This window comes from Streptomyces sp. NPDC006624 (assembly GCF_040611555.1).
GTDB lineage: Bacteria > Actinomycetota > Actinomycetes > Streptomycetales > Streptomycetaceae > Streptomyces.
The window spans coordinates 67,497-91,512 of the sequence record NZ_JBEXOM010000025.1 but is presented as its reverse complement, the minus strand read 5'-3'; the positions used below and the strand labels follow the sequence as shown (position 1 = coordinate 91,512).

General features: G+C 72.2%; 19 protein-coding genes and 1 pseudogene. 10 read left to right on the top strand and 10 right to left on the bottom strand.

Annotation, left to right across the window (positions count from 1 at the left end):
* Nucleotides 1–12: 12 nt before the first annotated feature.
* Nucleotides 13–1,068, top strand: coding sequence for a lysophospholipid acyltransferase family protein (locus tag ABZY20_RS32700; RefSeq protein WP_356446399.1), 1,056 nt, complete (start codon nt 13–15; stop codon nt 1,066–1,068).
* Nucleotides 1,069–1,174: 106 nt separating this feature from the next.
* Here ABZY20_RS32700 and ABZY20_RS32695 read toward each other — a convergent pair whose 3' ends face one another.
* From ABZY20_RS32695 to ABZY20_RS32685, 3 genes are all read right to left on the bottom strand, one after another.
* Nucleotides 1,175–2,425, bottom strand: a complete 1,251-nt coding sequence (locus ABZY20_RS32695) for a DUF5667 domain-containing protein (RefSeq protein ID WP_356446397.1) — start codon at nt 2,423–2,425, stop codon at nt 1,175–1,177.
* Nucleotides 2,426–2,661: 236 nt separating this feature from the next.
* Nucleotides 2,662–3,432 (bottom strand): ECF subfamily RNA polymerase sigma factor, BldN family, encoded by a 771-nt coding sequence (locus ABZY20_RS32690; protein WP_031117141.1) that lies wholly within the window; start codon nt 3,430–3,432, stop codon nt 2,662–2,664.
* Between the two features lie 369 nt (nt 3,433–3,801).
* Nucleotides 3,802–4,716 carry an HAD-IB family hydrolase gene (locus ABZY20_RS32685; RefSeq protein ID WP_356446395.1) on the bottom strand — a complete coding sequence of 305 codons (915 nt, stop codon included), beginning with the start codon at nt 4,714–4,716 and terminating at the stop codon, nt 3,802–3,804.
* Between the two features lie 164 nt (nt 4,717–4,880).
* Between ABZY20_RS32685 and ABZY20_RS32680 the strand changes: the two genes are divergently transcribed.
* From ABZY20_RS32680 to ABZY20_RS32660, 5 genes are all read left to right on the top strand, one after another.
* Nucleotides 4,881–5,156 carry a glutaredoxin family protein gene (locus tag ABZY20_RS32680; RefSeq protein WP_356446393.1) on the top strand — a complete coding sequence of 92 codons (276 nt, stop codon included), beginning with the start codon at nt 4,881–4,883 and terminating at the stop codon, nt 5,154–5,156.
* 314 nt (nt 5,157–5,470) lie between these two features.
* Entirely contained in the window at nt 5,471–6,232 is a 762-nt protein-coding gene (locus ABZY20_RS32675; protein WP_356446391.1) for a redox-sensing transcriptional repressor Rex, read from the top strand.
* Complete coding sequence (locus ABZY20_RS32670; protein ID WP_356446389.1) at nt 6,229–7,983, top strand: glutamyl-tRNA reductase; 1,755 nt, start codon at nt 6,229–6,231, stop codon at nt 7,981–7,983. Before ABZY20_RS32675 ends, ABZY20_RS32670 begins: the two co-directional genes overlap by 4 nt.
* Nucleotides 7,980–8,939, top strand: coding sequence for a hydroxymethylbilane synthase (gene hemC / locus ABZY20_RS32665; RefSeq protein WP_356446387.1), 960 nt, complete (start codon nt 7,980–7,982; stop codon nt 8,937–8,939). Before ABZY20_RS32670 ends, hemC begins: the two co-directional genes overlap by 4 nt.
* Nucleotides 8,936–10,639: a bifunctional uroporphyrinogen-III C-methyltransferase/uroporphyrinogen-III synthase gene (locus tag ABZY20_RS32660; protein WP_356446385.1), complete on the top strand. Its 1,704-nt coding sequence runs from the start codon at nt 8,936–8,938 to the stop codon at nt 10,637–10,639. Before hemC ends, ABZY20_RS32660 begins: the two co-directional genes overlap by 4 nt.
* 78 nt (nt 10,640–10,717) lie before the next feature.
* Here the strand turns inward: ABZY20_RS32660 and ABZY20_RS32655 are convergent, their stop codons facing one another.
* From ABZY20_RS32655 to ABZY20_RS32645, 3 genes and pseudogenes are all read right to left on the bottom strand, one after another.
* On the bottom strand, nt 10,718–10,897 hold the full coding sequence (locus tag ABZY20_RS32655) for a DUF397 domain-containing protein (RefSeq protein WP_356446384.1): 180 nt from the start codon (nt 10,895–10,897) through the stop codon (nt 10,718–10,720).
* Nucleotides 10,894–11,729, bottom strand: a pseudogene (locus ABZY20_RS32650) (helix-turn-helix transcriptional regulator). Before ABZY20_RS32650 ends, ABZY20_RS32655 begins: the two are co-directional and overlap by 4 nt.
* A 105-nt stretch (nt 11,730–11,834) precedes the next feature.
* Entirely contained in the window at nt 11,835–13,301 is a 1,467-nt protein-coding gene (locus ABZY20_RS32645; protein WP_356446382.1) for an FAD-binding oxidoreductase, read from the bottom strand.
* A 124-nt stretch (nt 13,302–13,425) separates the two neighbouring features.
* Here ABZY20_RS32645 and hemB point away from each other — a divergent pair, with 124 nt between their 5' ends.
* The 3 genes from hemB to ABZY20_RS32630 all read left to right on the top strand — a co-directional run bounded on the left by hemB (nt 13,426) and on the right by ABZY20_RS32630 (nt 16,825).
* Entirely contained in the window at nt 13,426–14,424 is a 999-nt protein-coding gene (gene hemB, locus ABZY20_RS32640; RefSeq protein ID WP_356446380.1) for a porphobilinogen synthase, read from the top strand.
* Nucleotides 14,425–14,686: 262 nt separating this feature from the next.
* The gene (locus ABZY20_RS32635) at nt 14,687–15,907 is read left to right on the top strand and encodes a PLP-dependent aminotransferase family protein (RefSeq protein ID WP_356446378.1); all 1,221 of its coding nucleotides are present in this window, start codon (nt 14,687–14,689) and stop codon (nt 15,905–15,907) included.
* A 72-nt stretch (nt 15,908–15,979) separates the two neighbouring features.
* Complete coding sequence (locus ABZY20_RS32630; RefSeq protein WP_356446376.1) at nt 15,980–16,825, top strand: arylamine N-acetyltransferase; 846 nt, start codon at nt 15,980–15,982, stop codon at nt 16,823–16,825.
* 79 nt (nt 16,826–16,904) lie between these two features.
* Here the strand turns inward: ABZY20_RS32630 and argS are convergent, their stop codons facing one another.
* Nucleotides 16,905–18,668, bottom strand: coding sequence for an arginine--tRNA ligase (argS, locus tag ABZY20_RS32625; protein ID WP_356446374.1), 1,764 nt, complete (start codon nt 18,666–18,668; stop codon nt 16,905–16,907).
* Nucleotides 18,669–18,853: 185 nt separating this feature from the next.
* Here argS and lysS point away from each other — a divergent pair, with 185 nt between their 5' ends.
* Nucleotides 18,854–20,599 carry a lysine--tRNA ligase gene (lysS, locus tag ABZY20_RS32620; RefSeq protein ID WP_356446372.1) on the top strand — a complete coding sequence of 582 codons (1,746 nt, stop codon included), beginning with the start codon at nt 18,854–18,856 and terminating at the stop codon, nt 20,597–20,599.
* 112 nt (nt 20,600–20,711) lie between these two features.
* Here the strand turns inward: lysS and ABZY20_RS32615 are convergent, their stop codons facing one another.
* From ABZY20_RS32615 to ABZY20_RS32605, 3 genes are all read right to left on the bottom strand, one after another.
* On the bottom strand, nt 20,712–21,968 hold the full coding sequence (locus ABZY20_RS32615; protein ID WP_356446370.1) for a DUF2637 domain-containing protein: 1,257 nt from the start codon (nt 21,966–21,968) through the stop codon (nt 20,712–20,714).
* Between the two features lie 115 nt (nt 21,969–22,083).
* Nucleotides 22,084–22,947 (bottom strand): DUF3558 family protein, encoded by an 864-nt coding sequence (locus tag ABZY20_RS32610; protein WP_356446368.1) that lies wholly within the window; start codon nt 22,945–22,947, stop codon nt 22,084–22,086.
* Nucleotides 22,948–23,081: 134 nt separating this feature from the next.
* Entirely contained in the window at nt 23,082–23,978 is an 897-nt protein-coding gene (locus ABZY20_RS32605) for a DUF3558 domain-containing protein (protein ID WP_356446366.1), read from the bottom strand.
* Between the last annotated feature and the right edge of the window lie 38 nt (nt 23,979–24,016).

Below are 24,016 nucleotides of genomic sequence, written 5' to 3'. Positions count from 1 at the left end.
AGCGCATCAACGATGGCGGACGCCAAGGTCATTCCGTTCGACGACGACCGGTCCCGTGGGAGCGCCGCGCAGCGGCCCCAGCGGCGCCGGAGCGCGGGGAACCGCCGCCCGGGCCAGGAGTCCGCGCCGGTCCGCGAGGTGCAGCCCCTGCCCGCCAGGGACGTTCCGCAGGATGGTGTCCCCGTGACGGACGGGGAACAGCCACCGGAGCGGTCCGGGGACCGCGACGGCGGCCTGGAGCGGCGGATCGCGGGCGGCCTGGCCTTCCTGCGCCGCCGCCTCACCGGGGACTACGAGGTCGACGACTTCGGCTACGACGAGGAGCTGACCGACCAGGTCCTGATGTCACTGCTGCGCCCGCTGTACGAGAAGTACTTCCGGGTCGAGGTGAAGGGCATCGAGAACATCCCGTCGGAGGGCGGCGCGCTGATCGTCGCCAACCATTCGGGGACGCTGCCGATGGACGGCCTGATGCTGCAGGTCGCCGTGCACGACAACCACCCGGCGGGCCGGCACCTGCGGCTGCTCGCCGCGGACCTGGTCTTCATGCTGCCGGTGGTCAACGAGCTGGCCCGCAAGCTCGGCCACACCCTGGCGTGCGCCGAGGACGCGGCGCGGCTGCTGCACCAGGGCGAGCTGGTCGGGGTGATGCCGGAGGGCTTCAAGGGCCTCGGCAAGCCCTTCGCGGACCGCTACAAGCTGCAGCGCTTCGGCCGCGGCGGTTTCGTCTCGACGGCGCTGCGCGCCGGGACGCCGATCGTGCCCTGCTCGATCGTCGGGGCCGAGGAGATCTACCCGATGATCGGCAACGCCAAGACGGTCGCCCGGCTGCTGGGATTCCCGTACTTCCCGCTCACGCCCACGTTCCCCTGGCTGGGGCCGCTCGGCGCGGTGCCGCTGCCGACCAAGTGGACGATCCAGTTCGGTGAGCCGATCCCGACGGACGGCTATCCGCCGGAGGCCGCCGAGGACCCGATGCTGATGTTCAACCTGACCGACCAGGTCCGGGAGCAGATCCAGCACACGCTGTACAAGCTGCTGGTGCAGCGGCGGTCGGTCTTCTTCTGAGCCCGCGTACGGACAAGTCCGCGTGCGGACGGGCCCGCGTGCGCATGACGGTGGGGCGCCCCTCGGCCGAGGGGCGCCCCACCGTCATGCGTCTAGTCCGCGTCCTCTAGTCCGCGTCCTCGCCGTCGATGCCCAGGCCGGGCAGCAGGCCGGGCAGGAGCGGCGGGAGGGTCACATCCGGCTCGGGGGCGGGTGTGAGGCCGTCAGCGGGCGGGCTGGTGCTCGTCTCGCTGTCCCTGGGCGGGTCGAGGAGGCCGCCGGTGTTGCCGCCGAGCAGGCCGTCGTCGTCGCTGCCGGAGCCGGCCGAGCGGCTGGGGCTGCCGCTGCTCGTGCCGCGCTCGTCGCTGTCCCGGCCGGCGCTCTCGCTGGTGGGGCGCGTCGAGCGGTCGGTGCCGGTGGAGCCGGCGGGGGCCGACTCGGAGGCGCCCGGGCGTCTGCCGTCGCCGCCGCCCGCGGCCGGGGGCTCGGGCAGCAGGGAGCGCAGCGGGGCGACGTCCTGCTCTATGGCGTCGAAGACCGAGGACACCTGCTCGCTGACGTCCCCGAGCTGGACGGGGAGGCGGTCGCGCAGCTCGCCCCAGGTCTGGCGGTGGGAGTGGGAGAACGCGGACAGGGCCTGGATCGGGCCGAGTGAGTCGGGGTCGTGCTGGTACGCCTCGCTCAGCAGCCGGTGGCCCTCGGACGCGTCGTGCCGCACCCCGGACAGGGCCCGGCGGATCTCGCCCACGGACTCGTGGTCCAGGGGGCCGCTGCGGCCGCGCTCCATGAGGCGACGGGCCTCGCTGAGCCGGGTGGACGCGTGGTCGAGGTAGACCCGGCCGCGCTCGTCCGCCCCGTCGGCCAGGCCGAGCTTGACGTCCTCGATGCCCCGCTTGAGGCCGTAGAGCGAGTCGCCGGGCAGGGCGTCGGAGCTGGCGGCGGAGACGCCGCCGAAGGCGCTCGCGGCCACGCCGACGCTGAGCCCGCCCGCGGTGAGGCCCTTGGCGAGGCGGGACCGCGGCCGGAGCTTCCTCAGTGAGCTCGCCCGGTGGGCGCCACGGGCCCGGGTGGAGCGCTGCCCGGGGACCGCGCGGTCCGTCGCCCCGCCTCCCGCGGTGCCCTCCTGGAGCATGGCCTCGAACGCGGCCACCAGCTGGGCCCGCTGGACGACCTTGACCTCCGGGTCGAGCTCCGGCTTGGGCAGCGCGTCGAGACCGGAGGCCAGCGCCAGCAGGCGCGCCCCCTCGGCCGGTTCCGCGGCTGCCGGGGCCGGTGCCGAACCTTCGGGCTGCTCGGCCGCCGTGCCCTGCTCGGACTGCTCCTCCAGGGCCTGGGCGAAGGCGTTCGCCCGCCGGTGCGCCGATACGTTCGCGATCACTGGCGGCACCTCCTCTCGTCATGACGGTCGACTCCCCAGGGGGTCCTGAGGGTTGCACACCCTGACGGCGACCACACGATCGAGTGAGCGGAGTCGGCCAGGGGGTGACCACAGGGAGCCTGCATCCCGCACAACGAGCGGCGCGGCACTTGGGTTACGGACGCCGGCTGATCGGATGCCGAAGTCAACAAACTCTCACCCACCGTGAGTTGGCCGTCGCCGAGGGTGCGCGCCCGTCAGCGGGCGTCTTCCGGGAGGAGCCGGGCGAGGGTGCGGACGGCCCGGTACTGGAGGGTCTTGATGGCGCCCTCGTTCTTGCCCATGACACGGGCCGTCTCGGCGACGGAGAGGCCCTGGAGGAAGCGGAGCGTCACGCACTCCTGCTGCTGGGGGTTGAGCCGCCGTACGGCGTCGAGCAGGGCGGCGTTGGAGAGGGACTCCAGGACGGAGTCCTCCGGGGAGCGCTCGACCTCGTTGGCGTCGAGCATCTCGCCGGTGGTGACCTCGAGACGGAAGCGGCTGGACTTGAAGTGGTCGGCGACCAGGTTCCGGGCGATCGTGACGAGCCAGGCGCCGAAGTCGCGGCCCTGCCAGGTGAAGGTGCCGATGCGGCGCAGGGCGCGCAGAAAGGTCTCGCTGGTGAGGTCCTCGGCGGTCGCCTTTCCTCCGACCCGGTAGTAGATGTACCGGTAGACGGTGTCGCTGTACTGGTCGTAGAGGCGGCCGAAGGCGTCGGCCTCGCCGGCCTGGGCGCGCTCGACGAGGTCCATCATCCGGGCGCTGTCGCTGTCCGCCGCGGGGCGGCGGGCGGTGGCCGCCCCGGACGGGCGGCCTCGTCTGCCGACCGCGGCGCTGCCGTCGGCCAGTGCGTAGCACGGGCCGACGGGCGCGGCGGTGGCGAAGGCGGGGACGGCGTACGCGGTGGGGACGAAGCCGCGCAACAGGTCGAGGACCGTTGCGCGCAGCGTAGCCAGGCCCGAGGCGTCAACCCCGACGTGTGGGTACACGGGACTCCCAGAGGCAGAGCTTCCATCACGTGCAGTGCGGGACCTTTCACCCGTCGTAGCGACGGAGGGGTACCGGTTTGCGTCTGAGGAGAATAACGCTTCGTGCAGGCACTGCTACACCGAGTTGCTCAAGTCGTCGATTACGTCGCTTCCGTAACCGATTGACGCCGGATCAAGTGTCAGAACCTGAACGGTTGTTGACCGAAGCGGTTCGGATCACGGCTGAGTGCGGGGCGTGTTGTGGCCGTGTGCAGCCAAGAGGACTGGACAGGCGGTTGTGGGGGTACGCCTGTTGGATTTACGGCGCGTGTCATCCCGGAAACGAAGGTGTCCCGCTTTGATCGCACGGTCAGCGGCTTGATCGGACGGTCAGCGGCGGCGGCGGTGCAGGGCGATGGCGGCCGCCGTGCCGCCGGCGACCGCGCCGACCCCGGCCGCGGCCGGGATGCCGACCTTGGCGGCCTTGCGGCCGGTGCGGTAGTCGCGCAGGCGCCAGTCCAGCTTCCGGGCGTGCTTGCGCAGCTTGGAGTCCGGGTTGATGGCGTAGGGGTGGCCCACCAGCGAGAGCATCGGGATGTCGTTGTGCGAGTCGCTGTAGGCGGCGCAGCGGCCGAGGTCCAGGCCCTCGGCGGCGGCCAGGGCGCGGACCGCCTCGGCCTTCGCGGGGCCGTGCAGCGGCTCGCCGACGAGCTTGCCGGTGTAGACGCCGTCGACGGACTCGGCGACCGTGCCGAGCGCGCCGGTCAGGCCGAGGCGGCGGGCGATGACCTGGGCGATCTCGACGGGGGCGGCCGTCACCAGCCACACCCGCTGGCCCGCGTCCAGGTGGGCCTGGGCGAGGGCGCGGGTGCCGGGCCAGATGCGCTCGGCCATGTACTCGTCGTAGATCTCCTCGCCGATCGACTGCAGTTCGGCGACGCGGTGGCCCTTGACGATGGACAGCGCCGACTCGCGGGCCTCCTGCATGTGCTCGGGGTCCTCGACCCCGGCCAGCCGGAACCACGCCTGCTGCCAGGCGAAACGGGCGAGCTCGCGCGTCTCGAAGAACTTCCGCTTGTACAGGCCCCGCCCGAAGTGGAAGAGGGCGGCGCCCTGCATGACGGTGTTGTCCAGGTCGAAGAAGGCGGCGGCCCGGTCGTCGCCGTGCACCGGGAACTGCGGTTCCGTCGTGCCGGCGGCTTCCTGTGTGGACTTGCGGGCTGCCTCCGCCGAGGCCTCGCCTGCCAAAACGCTCCGCGCCGTGGCGGGGCGCCTACGCGGTGTGAGCCATCCAAGTGCGGCCATGGCGTGAGCATAGCCATTTCGACCGGGGGTTCCGGAGTCGAGAGGTTTGAAGCGTGTGAACTCTCGGCGAGTGTGTCGTTAATGGCGCCGGCCGGGACGGCGGGTCCCCGGCGTGTCCGCTGGCGCTTTCGCGAGGGCTTCCCCTCGTTCACGGGCGCGCGACAATGGCCGACATGAGTCTCTTCCGCCGCAGGCCCCCTCGGGACCGGCTCGTGACCTTGATCCGCAAGCCCGGCTGTCACTTGTGTGATGACGCACAGGTCGTTGTGGAGAAGGTGTGCGGGGATCTGGGCGTCCCCTGGGAGCAGAAGGACATCACCGAGGACCGTGAACTGCACGACCGGTACTGGGAGCAGATCCCCGTGGTGCTGGTCGACGGCGCGCAGCACACGTTCTGGCGTGTGAACGAGGAGCGCCTGCGCAAGGCGCTGACCGACTGATCCGGACCGCCGGGACGACTGACCGAGCAGTACAAAGAGGGTCGGAAGTCGCTTAGGATCGATGGCGGCTTGGTCTCGGGGGCGGGATTCACTGAGGAGAGTGTGCGGTTTTGCCCCCAGAAGAAAAGGAACGAGGGTGCCCGTGCGCCGGTTCCCCGCGCGTGCGCCGGGGGCGCGTGAGCCCGGTCACGTTGGGCGGGCAAATCGGACACCATCTTTGTGCACGCGTTCACAAAGACATAGCCTGCATTCGACGGGGCGGTCATGTAGGGACGTATGACCGCCTACAGCCCCGCTCTACCCGCAGGAGCACCGTGGCAACTGGCCGAACTCACCGACCGGCGACCCGCAGCCGAGGGATTCCCGAGGCCACCGTCGCCCGGCTTCCGCTGTACCTCCGCGCGCTGACCGCACTGTCGGAGCGCTCGGTGCCCACGGTCTCCTCCGAGGAGCTCGCGGCCGCGGCGGGGGTCAACTCCGCGAAGCTGCGCAAGGACTTCTCCTACCTCGGGTCGTACGGCACGAGGGGCGTCGGCTACGACGTCGAGTACCTCGTCTACCAGATCTCCCGCGAGCTGGGCCTCACCCAGGACTGGCCCGTCGTGATCGTCGGTATCGGCAACCTCGGCGCCGCCCTCGCCAACTACGGCGGGTTCGCCTCCCGCGGCTTCCGCGTCGCCGCGCTGATCGACGCCGACCCGGCCATGGCGGGCAAGCCCGTCGCCGGCATCCCGGTGCAGCACTCCGACGACCTGGAGAAGATCATCCAGGACAACGGCGTGTCCATCGGCGTCATCGCCACCCCCGCCGGTGCCGCCCAGCAGGTCTGCGACCGGCTCGTGGCCGCCGGTGTGACCTCCATCCTGAACTTCGCGCCGACCGTGCTGTCCGTCCCGGACGGCGTCGACGTGCGCAAGGTCGACCTCTCCATCGAGCTGCAGATCCTCGCCTTCCACGAGCAGCGCAAGGCCGGCGAGGAGGCCGCGAGCGCCGACGCCCTGCCGGCCGCCGCCGCCCGCACCGACTCCGCCGACCAGGGGCCCGACGGGGACATGCCCGCCGTGATGCCGGCATGAGTCTCCTCGTCGTCGGACTCTCCCACCGCAGTGCCCCGGTGAGCGTCCTGGAGCGGGCCTCGCTCGCCGCGGACGCCCAGGTCAAGCTGCTGCAGGACACGGTCGCCGCCGAACCGGCCTCCGAGGCCGCGCTGCTCGCCACCTGCAACCGCATCGAGCTCTACGCCGACGTGGACAAGTTCCACGCCGGTGTCGCCGAGCTGTCCACGCTGCTCGCCCAGCACAGCGGCGTCGGCCTGGAGGAGCTCACCCCCTACCTCTACGTGCACTACGAGGACCGGGCCGTCCACCACCTCTTCTCGGTGGCCTGCGGGCTGGACTCGATGGTCGTCGGCGAGGGCCAGATCCTGGGCCAGATCAAGGACTCCCTGGCCCGGGCGCAGGAGCTGAACTCCGCGGGCCGGCTGCTGAACGACCTGTTCCAGCAGGCCCTGCGGGTCGGCAAGCGCGCCCACTCCGAGACCGGCATCGACCGCGCCGGCCAGTCCCTGGTCACCTTCGGCCTGGAGCAACTGGCCGCCGGCGGTGACGTGGAGACCTGGGCCCGGGGCAAGAAGGCCCTGGTCATCGGCGCCGGCTCGATGTCCTCGCTGGCCGCGGCGACGCTCGCGCGGGCCGGGGTCGCCGAGATCGTGGTGGCCAACCGCACCCTGGACCGCGCCGAGCGGCTCGCGCAGATACTGAGCGAGGGCGACGACACGGCGCACGTGGTGGCCCGCGCGGTACCGATGGAGTCGGTGCCGGTCGAGCTGACACGTGCCGACGTGGCCGTCTCCTGCACCGGAGCGACCGGCCTGGTGCTGACCGCCGAGGCCGTCGCCGCGGCGGCCGAGGGCCGGGCGCCGTCGGCCGCGTCCGGCGGTGACGGACCGGCGGCACCGGGCGGCGCGTCCGGCCGGGCGGCCGGGGGCGCGCAGCGCGGCCCCTCGGGCACCGGCCCCGGCACCGAGGACGGCTGTCCGCTGGACCTCACCGCGGTGCAGACGACCGCCGGTTTCTCCGTGCTGGGCGAGGCCGCCGTGGCCGGAATGGCCGCCGCCGAACTGGAGCAGCACGCCGCGTGGGTGGACAACGGCACCCCGGGCGGCGCCCAGCGGGCCGGGAGCCCGGCCAGGCCCGGCACGCTCGACCCGGCCGCGGACACCGAGGCCATCGCCGCGCTCGCCGCGACCGTCGCCACCGTGGGGCGGATCCCCGAGCGGCGCCGGCCCGAGCCGGTCGAGGAGCCGCAGCGGCCCGAGCCCGTGTTCTTCCTGCTGGACCTGGCGATGCCGCGCGACATCGACGCGGCCGTGCACCGGCTGGCCGGCGTGCGGCTGGTCGACATCGAGTCGCTGGCGGAGGCCTCCGCGGGCGCCCCGATGGCGGCCGACGTGGACCAGGTCCGGCGTATCGTCGCCGACGAGGTCGCGGCCTTCGGGGCGGCGCAGCGGGCCGCGCACATCACGCCGACCGTGGTCGCTCTGCGCACCATGGCCGCCGATGTGGTGGCCAGCGAGATCGCCCGCCTGGACGGGCGGCTGCCCGGCCTCGACGACAAGCACCGCGCGGAGATCACCCAGACCGTGCGGCGCGTGGTGGACAAACTGCTGCACGCGCCGACCGTACGGGTCAAGCAACTCGCGGCAGAGCCCGGCGGCGCCGGGTACGCGGACGCGCTGCGGACCCTGTTCGACCTCGACCCCGAGACGGTGGCTGCCGTCTCCCGGGCCGGGGACAGCACCACCCAGAAGGACCGAGGCCCGGCATGAACGACAAGAAGCTGAGGCTGGGCACCCGGCGGAGCAGGCTCGCCATGGCCCAGTCCGGGCAGGTGGCGGAAGCCGTGAGCCGGGTGACCGGGCGGCCCGTCGAGCTCGTCGAGATCACCACGTACGGCGACGTCTCGCGTGAGGCGCTCGCGCAGATCGGCGGCACCGGCGTGTTCGTGACCGCGCTGCGCGACGCGCTGCTCAGGGGCGAGGTCGACTTCGCCGTGCACTCGCTCAAGGACCTGCCGACCACGCAGCCCGACGAACTGGTCATCGCCGCCGTGCCGGTGCGGGAGGACCCGCGGGACGTGATCGTCGCCCGGGACGCGCTGAAGTTCACCGACCTGCCCCGCGGGGCGCGCATCGGGACCGGCTCACCGCGCCGCATGGCCCAGCTCAACGCGTACGCGCGCAGCCACGGCCTGGACATAGCGACGGTTCCGATCCGGGGCAACGTCGACACCCGCATCGGGTTCGTGCACAGCGGCGAACTCGACGCGGTCGTGCTGGCCGCCGCCGGACTGAACCGGATCGGCCGCGGCGACGAAGTGACCGACTTTCTGTCGGTCGACACGGTTTTGCCCGCCCCCGGCCAGGGGGCCCTCGCGATCGAGTGTGCCGCGGGCGACGCGGACCTCGTCGCCGCGCTCGCCGAGCTCGACGACCCGTTCACGCGGGTCGCCGTGACGGCCGAGCGGTCACTGCTCGCCGCCCTGGAGGCCGGTTGCAGCGCCCCCGTGGGCGCGTTGGCCGACTTGTCGGGCGAGAGGCAGATTGTCAAGGAAATGCGCCTGCGCGGCGTCGTCGGGACCACCGACGGCACCCGCACGGTGCAGCTGTCCACCACCGGTCCCGTGCCCGACACGCACGACGGGGCTACGGCGCTCGGCCGCGAACTCGCGGACGAGATGCTCGCCCAGGGCGCGGCCGGTCTGATGGGGGAGCGAGCACAGTGAGCCCCACCACCCTTTCCGCCGGTCCTGAACACGGGCACGTCACCTTCCTGGGTGCCGGACCCGGAGATCCGGGACTGCTGACTCTGCGCGCCGTGGAGGCGCTGGCGAACGCGGACGTCCTCGTCGCCGAGCACGAGGTGCTCGACGTCGTACGTCAGCACGCCAGGCAGGGCGTCTCCGAGGTGCACACGGACGCGGGTCCCTCGGACCCGGCGCCGGGCACAGGAGCGCCCCAGCTGACGGTAGTTGACGGCACGTCAACCACCGTCGCCGCCCCCGCGGTGCGGGATGCCGCACATCTTGTCATGGAGGCCGCACGGGGCGGCAGGCGGGTCGTCCGTGCGGTGTCCGGTGACCCGGGCCTCGACACCTACGCCGCCGAGGAGATGCTGGCCTGCGCCGCAGCGGGGGTGCCCTTCGAGGTCGTCCCCGGTGTCGCGAGCGCGGTCGGCGTGCCCGCGTACGCCGGTGTGCCGCTGCGCGACGCGCAGGGCGCGGACGTGCGGTTCGTGGACGCGCGGACGGCGTCGGACCGGTGCTGGACGGAGGTCGGGGCGTCGGACGGCACGGTCGTCGTCTCCACGACGCTGGACTCCGTCGCCGCGGCGGCCGGCGAGCTCGTCTCCGCCGGGCGCAAGCCGGACACCCCGATGACGGTCACCGTCGCCGGGACGACCACCCGGCAGCGCACCTGGACCGCCACGCTCGGCACGATCGCGCAGACGCTGAAGCAGGCCAAGGTGCTGCCCTCGCCCGACGGCGGCCGGCCGGTGATAGCCGTGGTCGGTGAGCGTTCCGCCGCCGCCCAGCGCGACCAGCTCGCGTGGTTCGAGTCCAAGCCGCTGTTCGGCTGGAAGGTGCTCGTGCCGCGCACCAAGGAGCAGGCGGCGTCGCTCTCCGACCAGCTGCGGTCCTACGGGGCCGTGCCGCACGAGGTGCCGACGATCGCCGTCGAGCCGCCGCGCACGCCCCAGCAGATGGAGCGGGCGGTCAAGGGCCTGGTGACGGGCCGCTACGAGTGGATCGCCTTCACCTCGGTGAACGCGGTCAAGGCCGTGCGGGAGAAGTTCGAGGAGTACGGGCTCGACGCGCGTGCCTTCGCGGGCATCAAGGTCGCGGCCGTCGGCGAGCAGACCGCCAAGGCGCTGATCGCCTTCGGCGTGAAGCCGGACCTGGTGCCCAGCGGCGAGCAGAGCGCTGCCGGTCTTCTGGAGGACTGGCCGCCCTACGACCCGGTCTTCGACCCGATCGACCGGGTCTTCCTGCCGCGCGCCGACATCGCCACGGAGACACTGGTCGCCGGGCTGATCGAGCTGGGCTGGGAGGTCGACGACGTCACGGCCTACCGCACCGTGCGGGCCTCCCCGCCGCCGGCGGAGACGCGTGAGGCGATCAAGGGCGGTGGCTTCGACGCGGTGCTGTTCACGTCGTCGTCGACGGTCCGGAACCTGGTCGGCATCGCCGGCAAGCCGCACAACGTCACGGTGATCGCCTGCATCGGCCCGGCCACGGCGAAGACCGCCGAGGAACACGGCCTGCGGGTGGACGTGATGGCCCCCGAGCCGTCGGTGCACAAGCTGGCGGAGGCGCTGGCCGACTTCGGCGCGAAGCGCCGGCTGGCGGCGCTGGAGGCCGGGGACCCGGTGACGCGTCCGAGCGAGCGGCGGCCGGGGAGCCGGCGGCGGCGGTCCACGACCTGACCGACCCGACCTGACCCGACGAGCGGGGCGGACCGCGATCAACGCGTTCGCCCCGCTCGGGCTTGTCGTCCGTGCGTGTCAGTGCGCGCAGGCGTACGGCAGGAAGTCCGCCCAGGTGGTAGGGGTGAGGGCGAGACGGGGGCCGTGGGGGTTCTTGGAGTCGCGGACGAGGACGTGGTCGGGGACGGTGGCCACCTCGACGCAGTCGGGGCCCTCGTCCGTGCTGTAGCTGCTCTTTATCCACACGAGGTCGGTCATGTCTCTCCAAGCACTTTCTCGATGAGGGCCATCGACTCTCGTGGGCTGAGAGCCTGCGCCCGGATGGTCCCATAACGAATGTCGAGGAACTGCACTTCCTTCGGATCGGCGATCACACGGCTGATGTGCTGCACCTCCACGTGTCCGACCGTGGTGCCGTCCTTGAGTCTGAGCAGCCTGAACGGCCCTGCGAGACCTGAGTTCTCCTCACGGCTCAGCGGCAGTACCTGAAGGTCGACGTTGGGCAACTCGGCGACCTCCAGCAGTCGTTCGAGCTGTTCGCGCATGACCATCCTGCCCCCGATGGGCCTGCGCAGCGTCGACTCGCACTGGACAAAAGTGAACAGCGGGCGGGCCGTCGTGTCACTGACGATCTCCTGACGCGCCACGCGGGCTGACAGCCGTTGTTCGAGTTCGTCCGTGGTGAAGGGCGGTCGGCGAGCGCTGAACACCGCCCGTGCGTACGCCTGGGTCTGCAACAGCCCATGCACGACGGAGTTGTTGTAGGCCCCCAGCTCGACGGCCTCCGCCTCCAGTTTCTTCAGGTCCCGCACCTTCTTCGGATACCGGGCCTCCGCCACGTCGCTCTTCATCGCGGCGATCTTCCCGCCCGCGCGCAGGACTTCGTCCGCCGCGTCGAGGTACTCCGGCCGTGGAATCCGCCGCCCCCGCTCCACCGACGAGACCAGGTCCTCGCCGTACCCGATCGCCGCCCCCCGAACTCCGCCTGGGTGAGGCCGGCCGACTCGCGCCACAGCTTCAACTGCCGTGCCACCGTGCGCATCACGGCCCCGGCCTCCTCGTCGTCCAGCCCCGCTTCCCACCCGCTCATGCTCGCCGCCCTCCCGTCGCGCACCCTTCCCCGGAGCAACTCCGGCCGCGCGCGGTCGGTCACGCCGGACAGCCCGGACGGAATCCGGACGCGCACGGACAGCCGCTACGCCGGCGTCACCGCGTGCCCGAAGCGGAGCAGGTTGGACGGGTCGTAGGTGGCCTTGTCGTGGCGCAGGCGGTCGTAGACCTCCGGGGTCCAGGCGCGGGCGCGGTCCTGGTCGTCGCCCGGGGTGCCGTGGATGTTGACCATGGTGCGGCCCGTGCCGTACGGGGCCATCGCGCTGTGGAGGCGGCGCGTCGCCTGTTCGACGGCCTCGGCCGCCGGCGGGGCGGGGATGATGCCGACCGACTCCAGGAAGTACCGGGCGTCGCGGGCGCACACCGCGTCCTCGACGAGGGCCGGCCGGGCCAGCGCGCCGCCCATGTGGCGCACCGAGGCGACCAGCAGCGGGTGGTCGGGGCCGGCTGCCGGGCCGACCTGGTCCAGGAACGTGCTCAGGGCGTCGGGGGGCAGGTCCCGCAGCAGTGTGCAGCACTCCCGGGCCGGAAGCGGGTCCTGGGGTTCCATGTGGATGCGGTCCAGGGCCGCGTGGTCCATCTCCTCCACCAGGTCCACGGCCACGGGGGCGGCCGCGCGCAGCGGGGCGATCAGTGCCTCGCCCTCGGCCGTGGGACCCGGCCAGGCGATCGCCACCCGGGCCCAGAAGCCGCCGCGCAGGGTCTCCGGGATCTGCGGGATGGGCGGCAGGCGGAGCACCGAGAACATGCTGCACATCTCGTCCGGGACGGTGCGCGTCCACTCCGCCCAGGCGTGCAGCAGCGTCTCCGTGTGCTCGGCGTGGCAGTGGATGCCGCCGCCGTAGAGGCGGGGGACGGGGAGCAGTCCGGTGACGAGTGAGGTGACGACGCCCACCGTTGTCTTGCCGCCGCGCAGGGCCCAGAACAGTTCCGGTTCCTCGTCGGCGGTCGTCTCGCGGAGCCGGCCGTCCGGGGTGACGACCTGGAACGAGCGGACCAGGTCGGCGGCGTAGCCGTAGGCGCGGCCGAGGACGGGCAGGCCGCCGCCGAGGGTGTAGCCGATGACGCCCGCGTCGGTGGAGGTGCCGCAGAGGCCGGCCAGGCCGTGGGGTGCGGCGGCCGCCATGAGGTGGCTCCACTTCGCGCCCGCGGCGACCGTGGCCGTGCGCGTGCCGGGGTCCACGCGGACGTCCGTCATGCGGGACGTGTTGATCAGCAGGCCCCGCTCGACGGGGAAGTTGGCGCCGTGGCCGGTGGCCTGGACGGCCACGGGGGTGTGCGTGGCGCCTGCCCAGCGCAGGGCGGTGACGACGTCGTCCGGGCCGGTCGCTCCCACGACCACGTCCGGCGTGCGCAGGGAGGCCAGGTTGAAGCCGGTGACCTCGTCCGCGTAGCCCGGGTCGCCGGGCCGCAGGACCGGGCCGTTCAGCTCCGAGAGGGCGAAGAGGTCGGGGGTGTGGTGCGGGGCGGTCATCGCGTCCTCCGTGGGCGCGCGGTACGGAGGGACGGCGGCGGCGCGGGGTGGGCCGTCGGGGTCCTGGTGTTCGTGCATTTGTTCGTTGTTCTCAGGATGGACCTGGGAGGTGGCGGGCGCATCGCGGGGTGGCGGGCGCGGCCGCCGGGCGCCGACGGTGCGTCGGTATCGGGGGGTTTCGGGCGGGCGTAGCGTAGGGGTCATGTCGACGTACGGATCTTTTCCCGGTTCCCGGCCGCGGCGTCTGCGGAGCAACCCCGTCATGCGCCGTATGGTCGCCGAGACCCGGCTGCACCCCGCCGATCTGATCCTCCCGGCCTTCGTGCGGGAGGGCGTCAGCGAGCCGGTGCCGATCGCGGCCATGCCGGGGGTCGTGCAGCACACCCGGGACAGTCTGAAGAAGGCCGCCGCCGAGGCCGTCGCGGCGGGGATCTCCGGGATCATGCTGTTCGGCGTGCCCGAGGAGTCGAAGAAGGACGCGCTCGGTACGGCGGGCACCGACCCGGACGGGATCCTGCAGGTCGCCCTGCGGGACGTGCGGGCCGAGGTCGGGGACGAGCTGCTGGTCATGTCCGACCTGTGCCTGGACGAGACGACCGACCACGGCCACTGCGGGGTGCTCGACGCGCAGGGGCGGGTCGACAACGACGCCACCCTGGAGCGCTACGCCGAGATGGCCCAGGTGCAGGCCGACGCCGGCGCCCATGTCGTCGGGCCCAGCGGGATGATGGACGGGCAGATCGGCGTCGTCCGCGACGCCCTCGACCAGATCGGGCGGGAGGACGTGGCCATCCTCGCCTACACGGCGAAGTACGCCTCCGCCTTCTACGGCCCCTTCCGCGAGGCCGTCGGTTCGTCCCTGCAGGGGGACCGGAAGACCTACCAGCAGGACCCGGCCAATGTGCGCGAGTCCCTGCGCGAGCTCGCCCTCGACCTGGAGGAGGGCGCCGACATGGTGATGGTCAAGCCGGCCGGCCCCTACCTGGACATCCTCGCCCGGGTCGCGGACGCCGTGGACGTGCCCGTCGCCGCCTACCAGATCTCCGGCGAGTACTCGATGATCGAGGCCGCCGCCGAGAAGGGCTGGATCGACCGCGACCGGGCGATCATGGAGACCCTGACCGGTATCCGGCGGGCCGGGGCGCGCACCGTCCTCACCTACTGGGCCACCGAGGTGGCCCAGAAGCTGAACCGTCAGTAGGCCAGTGCCTGGTCCCGGCCCCGCAGGCGGTACGTGACCGTCAGCTCGCTGTCGTCGTGGACGCCCTTGGGCGGGCGGGCCCCGGGATCAAGGGCTGACCCCGGGGGGCAGGGCTTCCCCCGGGGGCCGGGCCCGGAGGTCCGCCTGCCGCTGTCCGCATGCCGGAAAACTTCTTGTAGGCGGCATGTATATCTCTAGGCTGCGGGGCACTGGCCGCCCCCCTGTCGCGCCCGTCCCTCTCCGCAGCCCGAGGAGCCCCGCCATGACCGTCGCCGAGCCCGCGTCCGCCCCCGCCACCGCCGTGCCGCCGCTCGCCGCGCGGGTCCGGGCCGTCGGCGGTTCCCCCGTGCGGGACATCCTCGCCGTCACCGCCCGCCCCGAGGTGATCAACTTCGCGGGCGGGCTGCCCGCGCCCGAGCTGTTCGACGCGGAGGGCATCGCGGCCGCGTACCGGGCGGTGCTGAGCGAGACGCCCGCGCGGGCCCTGCAGTACTCCACGACCGAGGGCGAACCCGCGCTGCGGCAGGCGCTCGCCGCGCGCGTCACCGCGCGCGGACTGCCGACCGGCCCCGACGACCTGCTCGTCACCACCGGCTCCCAGCAGGCCCTGTCCCTCCTGGCCACCGCGCTGCTCGAACCCGGGGACACCGTCCTCGTCGAGGACCCCTGCTACCTGGCGGCCCTCCAGGCCTTCGGCTTCGCGGGGGCGCGGGTCGTGGCCGTGCCCGGTGACGAGCACGGCGTCGACCCCGAGGCGCTGGAGGACCTGGTGGTGCGCGAGCGGCCCAAACTTCTCTACACCGTGCCCACGTTCCAGAACCCCACCGGCCGTACGCTGCCGGCCGGACGGCGCGCCGCCGTGGCCGCCGTCGCCGCCCGGCGCGGGCTGTGGATCGTCGAGGACGACCCGTACGGGGAGCTGCGCTACGAGGGCGACCGCGTGCCCTGGATCGCCTCGCAGCCGGGCGCCGAGGACCGTACGGTGCTGCTCGGCAGCTTCTCCAAGGTCATGGCGCCGGGACTGCGGCTGGGCTGGCTGCGCGCGCCCGGGCGGCTGCGGCGGGCCTGCGCCGTCGCCAAGCAGGCCGCCGACCTGCACACCCCGACCGTCAACCAGCTCGCCGCCGCCCGGTACCTCGCCGACCACGACCTCGACGCCCACGTCACCCGCGTCGCCCGCGTCTACCGCGAACGCCGCGACACCATGCTCGCGGGGCTGGCCGGGGCGCTGCCCGAGGGGTCGGTCTGGAACCGCCCCGAAGGCGGCATGTTCCTCTGGGCCCGCCTGCCGGAGCCCTGCGACACGACGGCCCTGCTGCCGGTCGTGGTGCGGCACGACGTGGCGTACGTCCCCGGCGCCCCCTTCCACGCCGGGACACCCGACCGCAGGACCCTGCGACTGTGCTTCGTGACGCAGACGCCGGAGGAGATCGAGGAGGGGCTGCGCCGGCTGGCGGCGGGCCTGCGGGAGGGCCGGTCCTAGGGCCGAAGTACCAGCGGCAGTTCCTGCTGTGGGCCGCCGACGGGCCCGGGCCGTTCTGGTTACGGTGACCGCATGTCCGACTCCAAACCGTTCGATCTCGACGCGTACTTCCGGCGGATCGGGTGGGAGGGGGAACGGCGCGCGGATCCCGCGACCCTGCGCGGTGTGCATCTCGCGCACATGCGGGCCATCCCGTTCGAGAACCTGGACGCCCTGCGCCGTACGGCCCCCTCTCTCGACCCCGCCGACCTCATGGCCAAGCTGGTGCACAGCCGGCGCGGCGGCTACTGCTACGAGCACAACTCACTGTTCGCCAGGGCGCTTCGGGCGCTCGGCTTCCGGGTGACCCTGCTGACGGCACGGGTCGTCGTGGGCGCCGACGGCATCACCAGCCGGCCGCGCACCCACATGGCGCTGCTCGTCGACGTCCCCGGCGAACCGCGGCCGTACCTCGCGGACGTCGGTTTCGGGGCGATCGGGGCGCTGCTGGAGCCCGTACCTCTGGTGGCCGGCGTCGAGTTCGACGACGCCGGGCGGCGGCACCGCCTCGTCCACGCGCCGCACGACGGTCCGCTGGACCTGTGGGTGCTGGAGGCCCACGACCGGCAGAAGGGCGACTGGGCGGCGCAGTACGCCTTCACCGTGGAGCCGTTCGAGAGGCCCGACTTCGACGTCGTCAACTGGTACGTGGGCACGCACCCGCGCTCCCCGTTCACCCAGCGCCTCTACGCCCAGCACCTCGGCGCCGACCGGCATCTCCTCCTCGACGGGCGGCTCCTCACCGAGACCCGCACCGACGGGACGGTCACCGAACGGGAGGTGACCGGTGAGGCGGAGGTGCGGCGACTGCTGGACGAGGAGTTCGGGATCAGCGCGCCCGATCACGCCCTCACCGCCGGGGCGCCCGGCCCGCCCTGACCGCTGCCCTCTCACGACACCGGGGACGGCACTCCACGGCAGGAGTGCCGCCCCCGGGCCGTCGGGCGGGTGCCGGGGCTCAGAGCCGCTCGGGCGTCCGGATGCCCATCAGGGCCATGCCCTGGTGGAGCGTGCGGGCCGTGATGTCGCACAGGAACAGGCGGTTCTCGACCTGCTGCGGCGACTCGGCCTTCAGCACCGGGCACTTGTCGTAGAACGACGTGTACAGCGACGCCAACTGGTACAGGTACGCCGCCAGCTTGTGCGGGGCGTACTCGGCGGCGGCCTCCGCCACCGTCTCCGCGAACGCGTCCACGTGCAGGCCCAGCGCGCGCTCCGCCGCGTGCAGCTCCAGCTCCGGGTGCGCGGCCGGGCGCACGTCGCCGGCCTTGCGCAGGATCGACCGGATACGGGCGTAGGCGTACTGGAGGTAGACCGACGTGTCGCCGTTGAGCGAGACCATCTGGTCCAGGTCGAACTTGTAGTCCCGGTTCGCCGACGTCGACAGGTCCGCGTACTTCACCGCGCCGATGCCCACCTGGGCGCCCCGCTCGGCGATCTCCTCCTCGGAGAGGTCCTGCGCCTTCTCCCGGACCACCGCCGAGGCGCGGTCGACGGCCTCGTCCAGCAGGTCGACCAGCCGGACCGTCTCGCCCTCACGGGTCTTGAACGGCTTGCCGTCCTTGCCGAGGACCGTGCCGAACGCCAGCTGGTACGCCTTCACGTCGTCGTTGAGCCAGCCCGCCCTGCGGGCCGTCTCGAACACCATCTTGAAGTGCAGCGACTGCCGGGCGTCCACCACGTAGATCAGGCTGTTCGCCTTCAGCTGGAAGACGCGGTCCCGGATCGCCGACAGGTCGGTCGCCGCGTAGCCGTAGCCGCCGTCCGACTTCTGCACGATCAGCGGGACCGGCTTGCCGTCCGGGCCCTTGACGTCGTCGAAGAACACGCACAGCGCGCCCTCCGAGCGGACCGCCACGCCCGACTCCTCGAGCATGCGGCACGTCTCGGCGAGCATGTCGTTGTACCCCGACTCGCCCACGATGTCGGCGTCGTGGATCTCCATGTCCAGCTTGTCGAAGACGGAGAAGAAGTAGATCTTCGACTCGTCCACGAACTTCTGCCACATGGCCAGCGTGTGCTCGTCCCCCGCCTGGAGGTCGACCACCCGGCGCCGCGCCCGCGTCTTGAACTCCTCGTCGGAGTCGAAGAGCCTGCGGGCGGCCTTGTAGAGGCGGTCGAGGTTCGACATCGCCTCCTCGCCGGTCACCTCGGCGGCCTTGTGGTCCAGCTCGTGCGGGTGCTCGTCCAGGTACTGGATGAGCATGCCGAACTGGGTGCCCCAGTCGCCGATGTGGTGACGCCGGACCACCGACTCGCCGGTGAACTCCAGCAGCCGCGTCACACAGTCGCCGATCACCGCGGACCGCAGGTGACCGACGTGCATCTCCTTCGCCACGTTCGGCTGGGCATAGTCGATGACCGTGGTGCCCGGGTTCTCCGCGCGGGGCACGCCGAGGCGGCCCGCGTCGTCCGCGTAGCGCGCGGCGAGGGTCTCGGTGATCGCCCGGTCGGTGAGGGTGATGTTCAGGAAGCCGGGGCCGGAGACCTCGACGTCCTTGATCACGTCACCCGACTCGACCCGGGAGACGACCTGCGTCGCCAGCTCGCGCGGGTTCGCCTTCTCCTTCTTCGCCAGGGCCAGGATCCCGTTGGCCTGGAAGTCGGCCCGGTCGCTTCGTCGCAGCAGCGGGTCCGCGGAGCCGGCCTGCGGCAGGGCTGCCGACAGGGCCGCCGCGAGGCGCTGGTGGACGGAGTCGCTGAGGGACGTGACCGGGGCCATAGGTAAGGGTGCCGTTCTCCTCGAGGGAATCGATAGACAGGCTCAGTATCCCATGGGGGGTCCAGCCGTTTTCCTGGACGCCGGTGCCGGGCCCGACAACGCGTTTTCGCAGTCGTGGCCAGAACTGGGACAATGTTGCGGTCAGCCGTGCGACCGTACCGGCTGCCCGATGCAGAAAGAAGGACGTGCCGATCGTGGCTCAGAGCACCGAGACCACCGACTGGGTCTCCCGTTTCGCGGATGAGGTCATCGAGGAGTCGGAGCGCCGGGCCCCGGGCAAACCCGTCGTCGTCGCGTCCGGCCTCTCCCCGTCGGGCCCCATCCACCTCGGCAACCTCCGCGAGGTCATGACCCCGCACCTCGTCGCCGACGAGATCCGCCGCCGGGGCCATCAGGTGCGCCACCTGATCTCCTGGGACGACTACGACCGCTACCGCAAGGTGCCGGCCGGCATCCCGGGCGTCGACGAGTCCTGGGCCGAGCACATCGGCAAGCCGCTGACGTCCGTCCCGGCGCCGAAGGGCTCCGCGCACCCCAACTGGGCCGAGCACTTCAAGGCCGCGATGATCGAGTCGCTGGCCGAGCTCGGTGTGGAGTTCGACGGGATCAGCCAGACCGCCCAGTACACCTCCGGCGTGTACCGCGAGCAGATCCTGCACGCCATGAAGCACCGCGGCGACATCGACGCCATCCTCGACCAGTACCGGACCAAGAAGGCCCCCGCCAAGAAGCAGCAGGGCCAGAAGCCGGTCGACGAGGCCGAGCTGGAGGCCGCCGAGGGCTCCGGCGCCGCCGCCGAGGACGACGGCAGCTCCGGCTCCGCCGGCTACTTCCCGTACAAGCCGTACTGCGGCAACTGCGAGAAGGACCTCACCACCGTCACCTCCTACGACGACGACTCCACCGAGCTGACCTACGCCTGCACCGCGTGCGGCTTCTCGGAGACCGTCCGGCTCAACGAGTTCAACCGCGGCAAGCTGGTCTGGAAGGTCGACTGGCCGATGCGCTGGGCCTACGAGGGCGTCGTGTTCGAGCCCAGCGGCGTCGACCACTCCTCGCCCGGCTCGTCGTTCCAGGTCGGCGGGCAGATCGTCGGCATCTTCGGCGGGAAGCAGCCCATCGGCCCGATGTACGCCTTCGTCGGCATCTCCGGCATGGCGAAGATGTCCTCCTCCAAGGGCGGCGTGCCCACCCCGGCCGACGCCCTGCAGATCATGGAGCCGCAGCTGCTGCGCTGGCTGTACGCCCGGCGCAGGCCCAACCAGTCCTTCAAGGTCGCCTTCGACCAGGAGATCCAGCGGCTGTACGACGAGTGGGACCGGCTCGACGCCAAGGTCGCCGACGGCAGCGCCCTGCCGGCCGACGTCGCCGCGCACTCCCGTGCCGTACGCACGGCCGCCGGTGAGCTGCCCCGCACGCCCCGGCCGCTGCCGTACCGCACGCTGGCGTCCGTCGCGGACATCACCGCCGGGCACGAGGACCAGGCCCTGCGCATCCTCAGCGAACTCGACCCCGACCAGCCGCTGACCTCGCTCGACGAGGCCCGCCCGCGGTACGACAAGGCCGAGGCCTGGATCAACACCCACGTCCCCGCCGACCAGCGGACCATCGTGCGGGACGAACCCGACGCGGAGCTGCTGAAGTCGCTGGACGAGCAGGGGCGCCAGTCGCTGCGGCTGCTGCTCGACGGGCTGGCCGGCCACTGGTCGCTCGACGGGCTGACCCACCTCGTCTACGGCGTGCCCAAGGTGCAGGCCGGGTTCTCCGCCGACGCCACGCCGAAGGAGCTCCCGCCGGAGATCAAGACCGCCCAGCGGTCCTTCTTCGCGCTGCTGTACCACCTGCTGGTGGGGCGCGACACGGGACCGCGCCTGCCCACGCTGCTGCTGGCGGTGGGCCAGGAGCGGGTGCGGGCCCTGCTCGGGGAGTGAACCGGCCCTGAAGTGACCGGGCACCGAGAAGGGGCCCCCGGATCTCCGGGGGCCCCTTCCTCTGTTCGCCCTCGTCCCCGCGCGAGCGGGTCACGGTCCCCGCGCGAGCGGGTCACGCGATGTGGTCCTCCTCCAGTTCCGCCGAGTGGCGCTTCTGGAAACGCTCCACCAGCGACTTCAGCTCACCGGGGCTCAGCGTCGTGCCGTACGTGGCCTGGATGTTGTCGCCCAGGGCGCGCGGCGTGGGGTAACTGCCGTCGATCGACTGGCGGAACACCTGGTAGTACGCCTCCTCGTCCGGCTCCGGAGCCGGCGGCGTGCCCCCGCCCTCGCCCAGTTCCCGGGTGCGGTTCGGGCCCACCGGGATCGGGAAGCTGCCGGTGTCCTCCGGGGACGGCGGCTCACGGTCGTACTCGGGCTGGTACCGCTCGGCCTCCTGCTGCTCCGCGATCCACTGGGCGTAGTGCTCGGCCGGGTCGTAGTCCGGGTCGTACCCGCCCTGGTACTCGACCTCGCGCGGGGTGTTGAACCACGGGCTCTGGTCCGGCTGGGGCTCCTGCTCCGGGAACTCCGTCTCGGGGCCGCTGTCGAGCTCCAGGCGCTGCTCGCCGGGAGGCGCCGCCCTGCGCGGGCCGGGCGCCGCGCCGCCGGACCGGTGGTCCGCCGTCACCTCCGCCTGCTGCGGCGGCGGGGGGATCAGCGCCGGTTCGATGCCCGCCGCCGCCAGCCCCGCCGGGGCCGTCTCACCCAGCGGCACGCCGTACTTGGCCAGGCGCAGCGGCATCAGGGACTCCACCGGCGCCTTGCGCCGCCAGCCCCGGCCGAAGCGGGAGCGCAGCCGGGCCTGGTACACCAGCCGCTCCTGCTCCAGCTTGATGACCTGGTCGTAGCGGCGCAGCTCCCACAGCTTCATGCGGCGCCACAGCAGGAACGTGGGCACGGGGGAGAGCAGCCAGCGGGTGAGGCGGACGCCCTCCATGTGCTTGTCGGCCGTGATGTCCGCGATGCGGCCGATCGCGTGGCGGGCCGCCTCGACGGCGACGACGAACAGCACCGGGATCACCGCGTGCATGCCGACACCGAGCGGATCCGGCCACGCGGCCGCGCCGTTGAAGGCGATCGTGGCCGCCGTCAGCAGCCACGCCGTCTGGCGCAGCAGCGGGAACGGGATCCTGATCCAGGTGAGGAGCAGGTCCAGGGCCAGCAGGACGCAGATGCCCGCGTCGATGCCGATCGGGAAGACGTAGGAGAAGTTCCCGAAGCCCTTCTTGAGGGCCAACTCGCGGACCGCCGCGTACGAACCGGCGAAGCCGATGCCGGCGATGATCACGGCACCGGCCACGACCACGCCGATGAGAACGCGGTGCATCCGAGTCAGCTGCAGTGGCGCGGCCACCCGTACTCCCCTCCCCTTGCGTGTTGTTGCGCGCAACAGGGTGGCACATGTGTGCGGAGAACGGGTGGCCGGATCCCGACGGGCCTGTTCAGCTCTTCGACACGGGCTTCTTCGACGACGAGCCCGACGCGGCCTTCGACGCCGACTTCGACGGGGACGTGGAGGAGGACTTGGACGGGCTGCCGCCCGCCTTGCCGCCGCCCGAGGCGTTCGCCTCGGTGACCGCCTCCACGGCCTCCTTCGCGGCCTTCTTCGCGTCCTTCAGCAGGTCGGCGCCGCTCGGCGTCTTGTCGCCGGCCAGGCCCGCGCCGTTGTAGTCGAGGGTGACGACCACGTTCTCCACGCGCGCCACGATCGTCTGCTGCTTGAAGGTGCCTTCCTTCTTCTTCAGCTCGTACGTCACCGCCGTCGCCTGGTCGCCCGTGCCGGACACCGGCTCCGTCTTCGCGCCCTTGGCGCCCTCGACCGCCTGCGCGTCCTGCACCTGCTTCGTGTAGTACTCCTGCGCCAGCTTGTCGGCCGGGCCGCGGGCGACGTCCGACTCGAAGCGCAGCAGCGACACGTTCAGCCAGCGGAACTGCGAGCCCTTCACGCCGTTGTTGTCCAGGCTGCTCCAGGAGCAGCCGGCACGCGTGGAGATGTCGTCCGACTTGCCCTCCTTGCCGGACTTGCTCTCCGGGACCAGGTCCTCCAGCGTCTTCTTCGACAGCACCTTGCAGGGCTCCGGAAGCTTGCTGTACGCCGCCGCCCGCACGGTCGGCGACGGGCTCGCGGAGGCCGACGCCGCGGACTTCGCCGCCTTGTCCGTGCTGTCCCCGGAGCCGGAGTCCGAGGAGCAGCCGGAGGCGACCAGCATCACGGGGACGGCGGCCGCGCAGACAAGGACGCGGTTCAGGCGCTTCGCTCGCTTGGCTCGCTGGTCTCGCTCTTCTCGCTGTGCTCGTCGCTGCATGGTTCCTTCACTCATGACGCTCGTGGTTCCCTGCGGTCGGAACGGGTCCGGGTGGTCACGGTACGCGGTGGGGCAGCGGTGTGTTCTTCCTTCGGATGCTTTGCGCGTACCCGTGAACGGGGCGTGAAGGGGCCTCAGTCGCCCAGCGAATCCGCCAGCCGGGACGCCAGTTTCTGCGCTCTGTCCTGCATTTCCCTGCTGTCCGGCACGACACCGACGGTCGCCGGCTGCTCCGTGTACTCGATGGTCACGATGACGTTCGACGTGCGGAACGCCACAGTCACCGTCCGCTGCTTGGCCGTCGAACCGGAGCTGCTCAGCGCGTCGTCGATGAAGGCCTCGTCGCCCAGGTCCTCCAGGACGCGGGGCTGCAGCTCGCTCGGGGCGACGGAGGGCGAAGCCGAAGCCGAAGCCGAGGACGAACCGGGCGAACCGGAAGAAGCGGAGGAACCGGAGGGGTCGGGGGAGTCCGAGGAACCGGAGGAACCGGAAGGGTTCGCGGACGGGGAACCGCTCCGGGACGCGGAGGAGTCGCCGGCCGGAGAGCTGCCGCCGGTCCGCGCCGACTCGGTGGCCGTCGGCTCGGGCAGGTGGGCCCCCGCCTCCTGCTCCGCGAACAACCGCTCCGCCTGGCTGTCGTCGCTGACGGCGTTGTCGTAGGAGACGACCCGCTGGAAGTCGACGAGCAGATGGTCGGTCGCCTGCCGCCCGTCGACCTTCCACTGGCAGCCGACCTTGCGGTCCGTGTCGAACGTGACCGTCGGCACGCCCTCGTAGGCCTTCTCGCGCTGCTCCTCGTCGGTGATCTGCGCGATGCCGGGCAGGAGTTCGTCGAGGGTGCCCCGGCCGACCGCGGTGCAGGGCTCGGGCAGGGTGCGGTACCGGCCGGGCTCGGCCGCGGCCGACGCCGTGCCGGCGTCGCCCGGGTTGGAGTCGTCCGTCGTGCCGCCGTCGCCGGAACCGCCCGTGCAACCGGCCAGCAGGGTCACGAGGAGCACGGCGATACCGGGTGCGTACGCCCTCCGTTGCACGTGGTGGCTCCTCTCGACACGGATATTGGCTTGCCGCC